This is a genomic window from Actinoplanes sp. NPDC019969, assembly GCF_055562375.1.
In genome coordinates this window covers 370,333-383,287 of record NZ_JBVHFK010000004.1, presented here as the reverse complement: position 1 = coordinate 383,287, position 12,955 = coordinate 370,333, and the positions used below count along the sequence as shown (strand labels likewise).

Sequence of the window (12,955 nt, the reverse complement as noted above, 5' to 3'; positions counted from 1 at the left end):
CCCGTCACAGCGGCGGACCCCGCTGGCCGGAAGCGTGCGGGACCTGGGAGTGTGAAGAACGTGCGGAAGCGGATCGCGATCATCGGCGGCGGCATCGCGGGGCTTGCGGCCGCGGTCCGCTTGCGGGACCTGACCCCGGACACCGAGATCGTGGTGTACGAGCGGAGCACCGCCCCGGGTGGCAAGCTCCGCACCGGGAACCTGGGTGGACTGCGGGTGGAGCGGGGCGCCGAGTCGTTCCTGAACAGCGCTCCCGACGGCGGCGAGTCCGCGGCCGTGGCGCTGGCCCGCCGGGTCGGCCTCGGGGACACGCTGGTGCATCCGGCCGCCCGCCCGGCCGCGCTGGCCTTCGGCGGCCGGCTCGCGTCGATTCCCGGCGGCACCCTGGTCGGTGTCCCCGGTGACCTGTCCGCGCTGGACGGGGTGGCGCTGCCCGCCGACGGCGCCGACGTCGACTCCGGCCGCCCGCTGCTGGCTCCCGGCGAGGACGTCGCGGTCGGCGCGCTGGTCCGGGAGCGTTACGGGCCCGAGGTGGTGGACCGGCTGGTCGACCCGATGCTCGGCGGCGTCTACGCGGGCCGGGCCGACCGGTTGTCGCTGCGGGTCACCATGCCGCAGCTGGCGCACACCGCGGAGACCGAGCACACCCTGGCCGGCGCGGTCCGGGCCGCCCAGGCGCGCAGCCGCCGGACGCCGGGCCGGCCGGTGTTCGCGGCCGTCGAGGGCGGGATGAGCCGGTTCGTCGAGGCGGCCGTCGTGGCGTCCGGGGCGCGGGTGGTGCTGGGGGAGACGGTGCGGGAGCTCAGCCGTACCCCGCAAGGCCGTTGGATGTTGACTTTCGGGCCGGCGCCCGCGCCGCGCACCGATGAGGCCGACGCGGTGATCCTGGCCGTTCCGGCGAAGCCGGCGGCGCGCCTGCTCGGGCGGGCCGAGGACCTGGAGTACGCGAGTGTGGCGCTGGCCGCGCTGGCCCTGCCGCCCGGCACGCGGCTGCCGGAGCTGTCCGGTTTCCTGGTGCCGCCGGGGGAGGGAACGCTGGTCAAGGCCGCGACCTTCTTCACGGCGAAGTGGCCGCATCTCGCCGTGGACGGCGGCCCGGTGATCGTGCGGGTGTCGCTGGGCCGGGCCGGTGAGGAGGAGCGGCTGCAGCTGGACGACGCGTCGCTGCTCGCCGTCGCCCACCGGGAGCTCGGCGAGTTGCTGGGCGCGCCGCTGCCGGCGCCGGTGGAGTCGTGGGTGCAGCGCTGGGGCGGCGGCCTCCCGCAGTACGCGCCGGGTCACGCCGGCCGGGTCGCGGCGCTGCGGGCCGGGCTGCCGGACGGGGTGGCGCTGGCCGGGGCGGCGTTCGACGGTGTCGGCATCCCGGTGTGTGTGGCCAGTGGCGAGCGTGCGGCGGACGATGTGAGCAAGTACCTGGAGGAGATGCGATGACAGAGCAGCAGCAGACCAACGCGGCCCGGATCAAGGAGCTCAACGCGACGATCCGTTACACCATGTGGTCGGTCTTCCGGGCGGCCTCCCCGCTGCCGGCGCTGCGTGACGAGCTGGCCTCCGAGGTCGACGCCCTGTTCGGCCAGCTCGGGGGGAAGGACGTGACGATCCGCGGCACGTACGACGTGTCCGGTCTGCGCGCCGACGCCGACATCATGGTGTGGTGGCACTCCAGCTCGCCCGACGCGCTGCAGGACGCGTACGGGCTGTTCCGCCGGACCGCGCTGGGCCGCCACCTGGAGCCGGTCTGGTCGCAGATGGCGCTGCACCGCCCGGCCGAGTTCAACCGCAGCCACCTGCCGGCGTTCCTGGCCGATGAGGAGCCCCGGCCGTACATCTGCGTCTACCCGTTCGTCCGCTCCTACGAGTGGTACCTGCTGCCCGACGAGGAGCGCCGCGCGCTGCTCGCCGAGCACGGCAAGATGGCCCGGCCGTACCCCGACGTGCGGGCCAACACGGTCGCGTCGTTCGCGCTCGGCGACTACGAGTGGATGCTCGCCTTCGAGGCCGACGAGCTGCACCGCATCGTCGACCTGATGCGTGACCTGCGGGCGTCCGGCGCGCGCCGGCACGTCCGCGAGGAGGTCCCGTTCTACACCGGCCGGCGCCGCTCCGTCACCGAGCTGGTAGCGAACCTTCCGTAAGTTCCCGTGTGTGGAGTTCGGCCGCTATGCGCACCCGAACTTCACACGCAGGATCTGGCCATCGGCACGTGGGGGATGCCGTCCTCCAGGTACTCCGGACCGGCCGTCTCGAAGCCGTACCTCGCGTAGAACGCGGTGAGGTGCGCCTGGGCGTCGAGCACGGCCGGCCGGTGGCCGATGACCTCCAGGGCCTTCTCCATCAGGCGGGCGGCCAGGCCGGCGCCGCGGGCGTCCCGGGCGGTCACCACCCGGCCGATCCGCTCGGTGCCGTGATCGGCGAGAACGCGCAGGTAGGCGCGTACCTCATCGCCTCTCTTCACCCAGATGTGCCGGGTTCCGGGCTCGATGTCGCGTCCGTCCGGGTCAAGATAGGCACATTCCTGCTCGACCACGAAAACCTCGCTGCGCAGCTTGAGAATCTTGTAGAGGGTGGTGCCGTCCAGGTCACGGAACGACGCCACACGCAGCTCGTCATGAGGTTCGGGATGCATCGGCACAACATACGCGGCTGTCCGCCGTTGTACCGGGTGAAGGCTGGGAGGGCATCATGATCAAGACAAGCAGGCTGTTCGGCAACAAGACCCGGGTGACCTTCTGCCTGCCCGCCGACGCGCCGGCCGGCCGGGTCAGCGTGGTGGGCGACTTCAACGACTGGGAGCCGGGACGGCACGAGCTGCAGGCGCGGCGCAACGGCACCCGGACGGTCAGCGTGCCGCTCGGGCCGGGGACCTACAAGTTCCGGTACCTGGCCACCGACGGCGTGTGGCTGGACGACGAGGACGGCAGCGAACTTCACCTATAAGCGTTTCAGCGCGGGCGCGGGGGAGATCTCCTTGAGGCATGGCTGACGTGAAGCTCGCGATCATTTACTACTCGTCCACGGGCACCCTCCACGCGATGGCGCAGCGGCTGAGCGAGGCCGGTGAGAAGGCCGGCGCCGAGGTGCGCGTACGTCAGGTGCCCGAGCTCGCGCCGGCCGAGGCGATCGCCTCGAACGCGGCCTGGAGCCAGCACTTCGACAAGACCAAGGACGAGCCGAAGGCGTCCGCCGACGACGTGGTCTGGGCCGACGCGGTGCTCTTCGGCACCCCGACCCGGTACGGCAACGTCGCGAGCCAGCTCAAGCAGTTCATCGACACGCTGGGTCCGCAGTGGGCGCAGGGCCAGCTGGCGAACAAGGCGTACGCCGGGTTCACCGCGTCGATGACCGAGCACGGCGGCCAGGAGTCCACGCTGCTGGCGCTCTACAACACGATCTACCACTTCGGCGGGGTGGTGGTGGCGCCCGGTTACACCGACCCGCTGAAGTTCGCCGACGGCAACCCGTACGGCGTCTCGCACGTCACCGGCGGCAGCAACGACGCCCCGCTGACCGAGGTACAGTTCGCCGCGCTGGACCATCTGGCCCGCCGCATCGTCGGCATCGGCGGCAAGCTCCGCTAGTTTGGGCGGATGGCCGTCGACACCCAATACGAAGATCTTCTGCGGCGGGTTCTGGAGTCCGGCACTCCCAAGAGCGACCGCACCGGCACGGGGACGCTCAGCCTCTTCGGCGAGCGTCTCCGTTACGACCTGTCCCAGGGTTTCCCACTGATCACCACGAAGCGGGTGCACTTCAAGTCGCTCGCCGTGGAGCTGCTCTGGTTCCTGCGCGGCGACACCAACGTGCGGTGGCTGCAGGAGCGCGGCGTCACCATCTGGGACGAGTGGGCGTCGGAGTCGGGCGAACTGGGCCCGGTGTACGGCAAGCAGTGGCGTTCCTGGCCTTCCTCGCGCGGGGACGTCGATCAGCTCGCCGAGGTGCTGGAGACGCTGCGGAAGGACCCGGACTCGCGGCGGATGATCGTCTCCGCGTGGAACGTGTCCGAGATCCCCGACATGGCCCTTGCGCCGTGTCACGCCCTGTTCCAGTTCCACGTCGCCGACGGGCGGCTCTCCTGCCAGCTCTACCAGCGCAGCGCCGACCTGTTCCTGGGCGTGCCGTTCAACATCGCCAGTTACGCCCTGCTGACCCAGATGGTCGCCGCGCACACCGGTCTGACTCCGGGTGACTTCATCTGGGTCGGCGGCGACGTGCACATCTACAACAACCACGTCGAGCAGGTGCGCGAGCAGCTCACCCGCGAGCCGTACCCGTTCCCGACCCTGGAGATAGCCGCCCGCCCGAGCCTCTTCGAGCACGAGTTCGAGGACTTCACGCTGGTGGATTACCGGCACCACCCGCTGATCAAGGCGCCCGTGGCGGTATGACGATCCACATGATCTGGGCCGAGGCCCGGAACCGGGTGATCGGGGCGGGCAACACCATCCCGTGGCGGGTGCCGGGGGAGCAGCAGGTCTTCAAGGAGCGGACGATGGGCGCCGCGGTCGTGATGGGCCGTGCCACCTGGGATTCGCTCCCGCGCCGTCCGCTCCCGGGACGGGAGAACGTGGTTCTGACCCGCTCATCCGGGTGGACCGCTCCGGGCGCCACCGTGGTGCACGACCTGGAGGGTGTGGGACTCGACGACTTCTGGGTCATGGGCGGCGGTGAGGTCTACGCCGCGTTCCTGCCTCGTGCGTCGCACATCGTGCGGACGCGGATCGACCTCGAGGTCGCCGGGGACGCCTTCGCGCCGGAACTCGGTGACGAGTGGGTCGTCACCGAGTCGGTCCAGGTCGAGGCGCCGACCGGCGTCACCTACGTCGTCGAGGACCTCAGACGGCGGGATCCAGCCTGACCGACAGGCTGTTCACGCAGTGCCGCGTGTTCTTCGGGGTGAAGCCCTCGCCCCGGAACACGTGGCCCAGGTGCGAATCGCAGCGGGCGCACCTGATCTCCGTGCGGACCATCCCGGCGCTGCGGTCCTCGATCTCCCGGACCGCGCCCGGGATGGCGTCGTCGTAGGAGGGCCAGCCGCAGTGGCTGTCGAATTTGCTGCCGCTCTCATAGAGCGCCGCGCCACAGGCCCGGCAGTTGTAGACGCCCTCGGTCTTGGTGTCCACGTACTCACCACTCCAGGGGCGCTCCGTGCCGGCCTCGCGCAGCACATAGAACTCCTCAGGGGTCAGGCGGACCCGCCATTCTTCCTGAGTGGTAGGTAGATCGGTCGTCATGCCATCAACCGTACGTCGCACGCCCGGTCCGCCAGAAGTGATGTGCGCCCCCCGTTGAGGGGTCATGGAAGGTGCATCCCCGGCGACGTTCCGGCCGACCCCGCAGCAGGCCTTCGGCCACGGTCTCTACCTCGGTGTCCTCGGCGCCGTGGCGAGTGTCGGGCTGGCGGTGATCATCGCGCTGTTCGGCTCCGGGCCGCCGGGGTGGATGTGGGCGGCGCTGGTGCTCGGGTCGCTGCTGATCGGGGCCGTGGCCGGGCTGGCGGCCGGGCGGCGGACCGGGGTCGAGGTGGGCGCGGGCGGGATCCGTACCTCCTCGGTCTTCGAAGAGGGTGTGGCGCCCTGGAGCCGGGTGGTGGACCTGCGGGCGGAGCGGCGGGGCAGCCGCAACGTGGTCTCGGTGTACCTGGATTCCGGCGTCAGCGTGCAGTTGCACGCCCCGTACAGCGGAGAGTTCTTCGCGGCCGACCCGCAGTTCGAGCTGAAGGTGTTCGCTTTGTCTCATTTGTGGCGTAGTCACCGTTTCGGTGGTCTTCCGGGCTGAAGACCCGCCGAGGGCTTTTTTCGGGTAAACCGGGCAATTACCGTTAAGCTCTCGTGCGACCATGGAACCGTACCTTCAGCAACAGAACGGATACTCCTCATGAGCTTCTCGCGTCGGCTGGCCGCTGGCCTTCCCACGGTCGGTGCCACCGTCCTTGTCGCCCTGGCCCTCGGCGGCGCGCCCGCCGCGGCCGCCGCTGACCTCGCCGCGAAGGCCGGTCACGCGATCATCACGCCCAGCCCGGACCCGGGTGATCAGCGCGGCAACGCCGGTTACGGCAACGTCCAGGAAGCCCCCGAGGCGCCCGGCGCACCGGCCGCGGTGGCCACCACCCCGCCCGCCGGCGGCGCCCCGGCGACCACCGTCACCACGCCCACCCGGGGCAAGCCCGGTTACGGCGGCGAGTCGCCGAGCGAGACCCCCAGCGCGACGCCGAGCCAGCCGACCGGCACCGTCACCCAGGGCACGCCCGGCGGCGTCAACGCGGAGACCGTCACCCCGGTCCCCGGCGCCACCACCGGCGGCGCGGGCGTCAGCTCCGGCGAGACGCTGCCGCTGACCGGCGACGCGCTCGGCGGCACCCTGGCCGTTGGCGGCCTGCTGGTGGCCGGCGGCGCCGCGGCGGTGCTCTACACGCGCCGCCGCCGCAACGCCTGATCCACACTTTCCGAGGCCGTCCGGTTTGCCGGGCGGCCTCGCGGCGTACCGGGACATAGGCTCGAGGACATGCCGAAAGCCGCCGCGGAAGAGCACGAGATCGCCGGTCACACCGTGCGCCTGAGCAGCCCCGACAAGGTCGTCTTCCCGGCCCGCGGGTTCACCAAGCGCGACGTCTTCGAGTACTACCGCTCCGTCGGCGACGGCATCCTGCGTGCTCTGCGCGACCGTCCCACCACGTTGCAGCGCTTCCCCGACGGGATCGAAGGGGAGATGTTCTTCCAGAAACGGATCCCCACCCGCGGTGTCCCGGACTGGATCAAAACAGCGACGATCACGTTCCCGAGCATGCGTACGGCGGACGAGCTCAGCCCCGCCGACCTCGCCCACGTCGCCTGGGCCGCCCAGATGGGCACCGTGGTCTTCCACCCCTGGCCGGTCCGCGCCACCGCTCCGGACTCCCCCGACGAGCTGCGCATCGACCTCGACCCGCAGCCGGGCACCGGCTTCGCCGACGTGGTCGCCACCGCCGGCGTGGTCCGCGAGGTCCTCGCCGAACTCGGCTGGACCGGCTACCCGAAGACCTCCGGCGGCCGGGGCGTGCACGTCTACGTGCGCATCGAACCCCGCTGGTCGTTCGTCGACGTGCGGCGGGCCGCGATCGCGCTGGCCCGCGAGGTGGAACGGCGCAACCCGTCCGGCATCACCACCTCCTGGTGGAAGGAGGAGCGCGGCGAGCGGGTCTTCCTCGACTACAACCAGATGGCCCGGGACCGGACCATCGCCTGCGCCTACTCGCTGCGCGCCAACGCCCGGGCCACCGTCTCCGCGCCGGTCACCTGGGACGAGCTGGCGTCCGCCGAACCCGACGACTTCGACCTGCGGACCATGCCGGGCCGCTTCGCCGCCGCCGGCGACCCGCACGCCGGCATCGACGACGTGGCCCACGACCTCACCCCGCTGCTGGAGTGGGTCGCCCGCGACGAACGCGACGGCCTCGCCGACCTGCCCTACCCGCCGGACCACCCGAAGATGCCCGGCGAGCCCAAGCGGGTGCAGCCGTCCAAGGACCGCGACCTCAGATCACAGGGCTAGCTTCATGCCCTCGTGAGACGCCTCGAAGCCGAGCTTCGCGTAGAACCGGTGCGCGTCCGTGCGCCGCTTGTCCGTGGTCAGCTGCGCCATCGCGCAGCCGCGGGCTCGGGCGCGCTCGACCGTCCACCGGATCAGGTCGCCGCCGAGACCCCGGCCGCGCTGGTCCGAGCGGATCCGCACGGCCTCGATCAGCATGCGCGTGGCGCCGCCCCGGCTCAGTCCGGGGATGAAGGTGAGCTGGCACGTCCCGATCACCTCGCCGTCCGCCTCCGCCACGATCAGCTCGTTGCGGTCGTCGGCGTCGATCGCCTCGAACGCCGCCCAGATCCCCGGCTCGACCTCCGCCGGCACCGCGCCGAAGCCGCGCGCCCGGCTGACGTCGTCGTCGGCGAGCAGGTGGAGGATGGCGGGAACGTCGGCGCGGGTGGCGATGCGGATCTTCATGACGCAAAGCCTGTCACGGGCTGCCGCGAGCCGGTCGCCTCGGGCACCATGACCACATGAATGCGCTGCTCATCCTGCCCCGGATGCTGTACCGCGGGCTCGTCTGGCTGGCCAACTCACCGAAGAAACTGCTCATCGCGTACGCAATTCTGATCGTGATCTGTGGCCTTCTCTATCACCACTTCGAGGGCAAGTCTCTCGGCGACTCGATCTGGTGGGCTGTGGTCACCGCGTCCACCGTCGGGTACGGCGACATCTCACCGACGGAATGGCCCGCCCGCCTGATGGCCGGGATCCTCATCTCGGCGATGGTCCTGCTGGTGATCCCGCTGATCACCGCGCACTTCGCCAGCAAGCTGATCGTCGACACCGACGCGTTCCGGCACGAGGAGCAGGAGGAGCTCAAGAACAACCTGCGGATCACCCGGGCGCTGCTGGAGGAGATGGCGGCCCGTCAGGGCATCACTTCGCCGGGCATCGCAGACCCTCCCGCGGCAGCTTCAGATCGATGAGGTAACCGTCCACCGCGTCGCGGATGCAGGACGTCGCCGGGTACGCGGTGTGCCCCTCGCCCTCCCAGGTCAGCACGTGGCCGACACCCAGCATGTTCGCCAGGTCCGCGGTGTTCTCGTACGGCGTCGCGGGGTCCCCGGTGGTGCCCACCACCAGCAGGTCCGGCGCGCCGGTGGCCTTGCCCGCGGGGTACGGGTCGCGCTGCCCCGCCCAGAACACGCACGGCAGCATCCCGACCGCCAGCGCCGCGCCGAACAGCGGGTACTTCGCGCGCCACTCGGCCTGCAGCCGCCGCACCTCCTCGGCGGTCGGCGTCTTGCCGGTGTCCGCGCAGTTCACCGCCAGGTTCGCGTCGAACATGTTGGAGTAGGAGCCGTCCGGTTCGCGTTCCGCGTACTGATCGGCGAGCTGCAGGATGCCCTCCGCGTCGCCCTGCTGGAGACCGGCGATCGCCTCGGCCAGGTCCGACCAGCCGTCCTCGGTGTACAGCGACGAGATCAGCCCCACGAACACCCAGCCGTCGGTCACCGCCCGCCCGTCCGCGCCGATCACCGGTGACACCTTCGCCTTGGCCAGCGCGTCGGTCACCGCGCCCCGGGCGTCCGGCGCGATCGGGCATTTCGCCGCGTTCCGCGCGCACCAGTTCGTGAAGTTGGTGAAGGCCCGCTCGAAGCCCTTCGCCTGCTGCTCCGAGCCGGACACGAAACTCTCGGTCGGGTCGACGGCGCCGTCCAGCACCAGGGCGCGCACGTTCTTCGGGAACAGCTGGGCGTAGGTGGCGCCGAGCAGAGTCCCGTACGAATAGCCGAGGTAGGTCAGTTTCTCGTCGCCGACCGCTGCGCGCAGCGCGTCCAGGTCACGGGCGGCCTGCTCGGTGGAGAAGGTGGGCAGGCGCTTCCCGTACTTCCCGGCGCACTCGGCGGCCACCTTCCTGCTCAGCGCGACGGCCGCGTCGAACTCGGCCTGACCGGCCGGATCGGGGGTGGCGGCGAAACTGGCGTCCTGGTCCTTGGCGCTGATGCACTTCACCGGGCTGGACCGGCTCACCCCGCGCGGGTCGAACCCGACGATGTCGAACCGATCGGTGATCTCGGTGGGCAACCCGCCCTGCTGCGGGCCGAACGACAGGTAGACCGCGAGGTCGATCCCGGAGCCGCCGGGCCCGCCCGGGTTCAGCAGCAACGACCCAATCCGGTCCGCCGGCCTCTGCTTCTTCGGCCGGATGCGGAGAAGCGCGATGTCGTACGTCTCCCCGCTCGCCGGGGCCGCCCAGTCCCGGGGCACCTGGACGGTGGCGCACTCGTACGTCATGGTCGAGGCGGCGGTGCCCACCAGATCCCGGGGGACCTCGGGGCACGCCCGCCACTTCGTGCCCGGGCCTGTGCCGGCGCTCGGCGCGGCGGCGCCCGGGACGGCCGGCTCCGAGGAGCCCTCCGGCGCGAACGAGGGCAGCGTGCACCCCGCTGCGGTGGCCAGGACCAGCACGGTCAGAAGGGCGACGGCCAGGCGCGAGCGACGATCCACGCCCCGAACCCTATCCGGTCCCTCCCGCGGCGCCCCTCAACGGCTGGTCAGCACCTCGGCGAGATCGAACCGGACCGGGCGCTCCAGCTGCTCGTACGTGCAGGTCGGCGGTTCCCGGTCGGGACGCCACCGTTCGAACTGGGCGGTGTGCCGGAACCGGACGCCCTCCATGTAGTCATAGCGGACCTCGACCACCCGCTCCGGGCGCAACGGGACGAACGACAGGTCCTTGCCCGCGTTCCACCGGCTCACCTCGTTCTTGCGCGGGGTCCGCTCGCCCTGCTCGTGGGCCGCCCAGTTCCACGGGTGCTCCTCGAACGTGGTGACCAGCGGCTGCAGCTCCGCGAACAGCTCCTCCCGCACCTTCATCGGGAACGAGCCGATCACCCCCACGCTGACCAGGACGTTCCGCTCGTCGTACAGGCCGAGCAGCAGGGAGCCGATCCGGTTCTCCGCGGACTTGTGCACCCGGTAGCCGGCGACCACACAGTCCGCGGTCCGCTTGTGCTTGACCTTCGACATCACCCGCTTGTCCGGCTGATAGGTCAGATCCCGGCCCTTGGCGATCAAGCCGTCCAGACCGGCGCCCTCGAACTCGGCGAACCACCGGCGGGCCGTCTCGAGATCGTCGGTCGCCGGGGTCACGTACACCGGAGGCTTGGCGTTCTCCAGGGCCTTCACCAGCATCTCGCGTCGCTTGTGGAACGGCAGCCCGGTCAGGTCCTCGTCGCCGAGCGCGAGCAGATCGAACGCGACGAAACCGGCCGGCGTCTGCTCGGACAGCAGCTTCACCCGGCTGGCCGCGGGATGGATGCGCTGCTGGAGCGCCTCGAAGTCGAGCGTGTTCCGCCCGGTGTCGGCGACGATCACCTCGCCGTCGATCACCGCCCGCTCCGGGAAGTTCGCCAGGACGGCCTCCACCACTTCCGGGAAGTAGCGGGTCATCGGCTTCTCGTTGCGGCTGCCGATCTCCACCTCGTCGCCGTCCCGGAAGACGATCGACCGGAATCCGTCCCATTTGGGCTCATAGATCTGGCCGGGCGGGATGTCCGCGACGGGTTTGGCGAGCATCGGCTTGACCGGCGGGTTCAGCGGGAGCTGCATCCGATCAGTCTGCCCTCTTTACTCGTCCCCTGGGGCAGACCTCACCATCAAACCCATGGCGGTACGGGGAAACCACTCCATGACCATCGGAGAGTTCGGGCGGCGCACCGGGCTCTCCATCAAGGCGCTGCGGCTCTACGAGGCGTCCGGCCTGCTCCCACCGGCCGAGGTGGATCTCAGCGGCTATCGGCGCTACGCCCCCGCCCAGCTCGATCGGGCCGCTCGGATCAGCCTGCTGCGGCGGCTCGGCATGCCCCTCGCCACGATCGCCGAGGTGATCGACCTGCCCGACGCGGAGGCGGTCACCCGGCTCGACCGGTGGTGGTCCACCGAGGAGGTCGCGATCACCGGCCGCCGCGACGGCTATCGATGGCTGCGCACCCGGCTCGCGCACGGCGACGAGCCCGAGCGGGTCTATCCCGTGCATACCGTCCTGCAGCCGTTCCGCAAGCTCGCGACCCTGCATCTCGAGACCGACCAGCAGGGGCTCGTCCCGGCCATGGGCGCCGCCGAGTGGGAGATCCGCCGTCACCTGGAGGAGCAGGGGGCCGTCGTCACCGGCGAGCACTGGACGATCTATCACGGCCAGGTGACGCCCGACGGCGAGGCGCCCATCGAGGTCTGCGTGCCGTTCACCGGGACGGTCGAGCCGGCCGGGCGGCTGACCATCCGGCTGGAGCCGGAACGCCTGGTGGCCTATGCCGAGGTCACCCGCGACGACTGCTTCTATCCCCGGATCACCCAGGCCTACGAGGCGGTCGAGGCGCACGTCCGGGCCGCCGGCCTGATCCGCACCGCGCCACCCCGCGAGATCTATCTGGACAGCTGGGACCGGCTCACCGGAGCCGACCCGTTCACCCACGTCGCCCAACCGTTCGAGGGATGAGCCGATGGACTACACCCGACAGACCCGCTTCTCCGACCCCGGCCGCCACCGCGACCGGCTCACCGCCCTGCCCGGCGACGTGGCCGGGATCAGCGCCGTCGTCCGCAACACCGTCGTGCACTACCGCGCCTCCGGCCTCGACATCCCGCCGCACCGGCTCGCCGAGATCGACAGCCGCTGGGTGGAGACGATGCTCGGCACCCTCCCGCCCGGCGAGCCGCTCGACGCTCCACGCCCGGCCGGGGACCGGATCGTCGGCTGCTGCCGCGACTTCACCCTGCTGACCGTCGCGGCGCTGCGGGCCAAGGGGATCGCCGCCCGCAGCCGGATCGGCTTCGCCGACTACTTCCACGAGGGCTTCCACACCGACCACGTCGTCACGGAGTTCCACGACGGCACCCGCTGGATCGCCACCGACTCCCAGCTCGACCCGGCCGCCGGCCACCCGGTCGACGTGGCCGACGTGCCCCTCGGGCCGGGCGGCCTGCGCACGGCGGCCCAGTCGTGGCGGGCGTTCCGGCTAGGCGACGACGACCCGTCGACGTATGGGGTCGACCCGGCCCTGCCGATCCGCGGCCCTCTGATGATCGCGCAATACGTGCTGTCCGAGCTCGCCCACCGCCAAGGCGACGAGCTGCTCCTCTGGGACTTCTGGGGCGAGCCCGCCACCGTCCTCGCGGGCTTGGGCGGCCGGTCCATCGAGGAGGCCTGGTCGGCCCTGCCGTGGGAGTCCGTCGACGTGGCCCTGATCGACGAGATCGCCACCCTGCTCCTCGACGCGGACGCGGGCGATCAGGCCGCCGAACGAAAACTGGCCGACCGGTATTCGTCCGACCCTCGCGTGCGGCCCGGCAACGTCATCACCTGCTACTCGCCGCGGGGTGTTCGCTTCGACGTGGACCTGCGCGCCCCACTGCCGCTTTGTCCCTGATCACCTTTGTGGTGGTGTGCCGGTCC

17 protein-coding genes are annotated in these 12,955 nt (G+C 71.1%); 12 read left to right on the top strand and 5 right to left on the bottom strand.

Annotation, left to right across the window (positions count from 1 at the left end; translation table 11 throughout):
• The first annotated feature begins 60 nt into the window (after window positions 1-60).
• Both hemG and hemQ read left to right on the top strand, forming a co-directional pair.
• Entirely contained in the window at window positions 61-1,431 is a 1,371-nt protein-coding gene (gene hemG / locus ACZ3II_RS15150) for a protoporphyrinogen oxidase (RefSeq protein WP_465518233.1), read from the top strand.
• The gene (hemQ, locus tag ACZ3II_RS15145; protein ID WP_465518232.1) at window positions 1,428-2,135 is read left to right on the top strand and encodes a hydrogen peroxide-dependent heme synthase; all 708 of its coding nucleotides are present in this window, start codon (window positions 1,428-1,430) and stop codon (window positions 2,133-2,135) included. The genes hemG and hemQ overlap by 4 nt, the downstream gene beginning before the upstream one ends.
• Window positions 2,136-2,176: 41 nt before the next feature.
• Here the strand turns inward: hemQ and ACZ3II_RS15140 are convergent, their stop codons facing one another.
• Window positions 2,177-2,626 (bottom strand): GNAT family N-acetyltransferase, encoded by a 450-nt coding sequence (locus ACZ3II_RS15140; protein ID WP_465518231.1) that lies wholly within the window; start codon window positions 2,624-2,626, stop codon window positions 2,177-2,179.
• A gap of 56 nt (window positions 2,627-2,682) precedes the next feature.
• On the opposite strand from ACZ3II_RS15140, the gene ACZ3II_RS15135 reads away from it, so the two are divergent.
• Genes ACZ3II_RS15135 through ACZ3II_RS15120 form a run of 4 tightly spaced genes read left to right on the top strand, consistent with a single transcriptional unit; the run spans window position 2,683 to window position 4,855 of the window.
• Window positions 2,683-2,937: an isoamylase early set domain-containing protein gene (locus tag ACZ3II_RS15135; protein ID WP_465518230.1), complete on the top strand. Its 255-nt coding sequence runs from the start codon at window positions 2,683-2,685 to the stop codon at window positions 2,935-2,937.
• A gap of 38 nt (window positions 2,938-2,975) precedes the next feature.
• The gene (wrbA, locus tag ACZ3II_RS15130) at window positions 2,976-3,578 is read left to right on the top strand and encodes an NAD(P)H:quinone oxidoreductase (RefSeq protein WP_465518229.1); all 603 of its coding nucleotides are present in this window, start codon (window positions 2,976-2,978) and stop codon (window positions 3,576-3,578) included.
• A 9-nt stretch (window positions 3,579-3,587) separates the two neighbouring features.
• The gene (locus ACZ3II_RS15125; RefSeq protein ID WP_465518228.1) at window positions 3,588-4,385 is read left to right on the top strand and encodes a thymidylate synthase; all 798 of its coding nucleotides are present in this window, start codon (window positions 3,588-3,590) and stop codon (window positions 4,383-4,385) included.
• Window positions 4,382-4,855 (top strand): dihydrofolate reductase, encoded by a 474-nt coding sequence (locus ACZ3II_RS15120; RefSeq protein WP_465518227.1) that lies wholly within the window; start codon window positions 4,382-4,384, stop codon window positions 4,853-4,855. The genes ACZ3II_RS15125 and ACZ3II_RS15120 overlap by 4 nt, the downstream gene beginning before the upstream one ends.
• Here the strand turns inward: ACZ3II_RS15120 and msrB are convergent.
• Entirely contained in the window at window positions 4,833-5,231 is a 399-nt protein-coding gene (msrB, locus tag ACZ3II_RS15115) for a peptide-methionine (R)-S-oxide reductase MsrB (protein WP_465518226.1), read from the bottom strand. The two genes, ACZ3II_RS15120 and msrB, sit on opposite strands and share 23 nt — an antisense overlap.
• A gap of 64 nt (window positions 5,232-5,295) precedes the next feature.
• Here msrB and ACZ3II_RS15110 point away from each other — a divergent pair, with 64 nt between their 5' ends.
• From ACZ3II_RS15110 to ligD, 3 genes are all read left to right on the top strand, one after another.
• Window positions 5,296-5,775: a hypothetical protein gene (locus ACZ3II_RS15110; protein WP_465518225.1), complete on the top strand. Its 480-nt coding sequence runs from the start codon at window positions 5,296-5,298 to the stop codon at window positions 5,773-5,775.
• 99 nt (window positions 5,776-5,874) lie between these two features.
• The gene (locus ACZ3II_RS15105; protein ID WP_465518224.1) at window positions 5,875-6,432 is read left to right on the top strand and encodes an LPXTG cell wall anchor domain-containing protein; all 558 of its coding nucleotides are present in this window, start codon (window positions 5,875-5,877) and stop codon (window positions 6,430-6,432) included.
• A 69-nt stretch (window positions 6,433-6,501) separates the two neighbouring features.
• Window positions 6,502-7,527 (top strand): non-homologous end-joining DNA ligase, encoded by a 1,026-nt coding sequence (gene ligD, locus ACZ3II_RS15100; RefSeq protein WP_465518223.1) that lies wholly within the window; start codon window positions 6,502-6,504, stop codon window positions 7,525-7,527.
• On the opposite strand, the gene ACZ3II_RS15095 is transcribed toward ligD, so the two are convergent.
• A complete protein-coding gene (locus ACZ3II_RS15095; RefSeq protein ID WP_465518222.1) occupies window positions 7,516-7,971 on the bottom strand; it encodes a GNAT family N-acetyltransferase in 456 nt (151 codons plus the stop codon). The genes ligD and ACZ3II_RS15095 overlap by 12 nt on opposite strands.
• Before the next feature lie 56 nt (window positions 7,972-8,027).
• Between ACZ3II_RS15095 and ACZ3II_RS15090 the strand changes: the two genes are divergently transcribed.
• Window positions 8,028-8,483, top strand: coding sequence for a potassium channel family protein (locus ACZ3II_RS15090; RefSeq protein ID WP_465518221.1), 456 nt, complete (start codon window positions 8,028-8,030; stop codon window positions 8,481-8,483).
• Here the strand turns inward: ACZ3II_RS15090 and ACZ3II_RS15085 are convergent.
• Both ACZ3II_RS15085 and ACZ3II_RS15080 read right to left on the bottom strand, forming a co-directional pair.
• On the bottom strand, window positions 8,434-10,008 hold the full coding sequence (locus ACZ3II_RS15085) for an alpha/beta hydrolase (RefSeq protein ID WP_465518220.1): 1,575 nt from the start codon (window positions 10,006-10,008) through the stop codon (window positions 8,434-8,436). The genes ACZ3II_RS15090 and ACZ3II_RS15085 overlap by 50 nt on opposite strands.
• Before the next feature lie 36 nt (window positions 10,009-10,044).
• A complete protein-coding gene (locus ACZ3II_RS15080) occupies window positions 10,045-11,112 on the bottom strand; it encodes an ATP-dependent DNA ligase (protein ID WP_465518219.1) in 1,068 nt (355 codons plus the stop codon).
• Window positions 11,113-11,167: 55 nt separating this feature from the next.
• Between ACZ3II_RS15080 and ACZ3II_RS15075 the strand changes: the two genes are divergently transcribed.
• Both ACZ3II_RS15075 and ACZ3II_RS15070 read left to right on the top strand, forming a co-directional pair.
• Complete coding sequence (locus ACZ3II_RS15075; protein ID WP_465518218.1) at window positions 11,168-11,998, top strand: MerR family transcriptional regulator; 831 nt, start codon at window positions 11,168-11,170, stop codon at window positions 11,996-11,998.
• A gap of 4 nt (window positions 11,999-12,002) precedes the next feature.
• Window positions 12,003-12,929: a transglutaminase-like domain-containing protein gene (locus ACZ3II_RS15070; protein ID WP_465518217.1), complete on the top strand. Its 927-nt coding sequence runs from the start codon at window positions 12,003-12,005 to the stop codon at window positions 12,927-12,929.
• Window positions 12,930-12,955 lie beyond the last annotated feature (26 nt).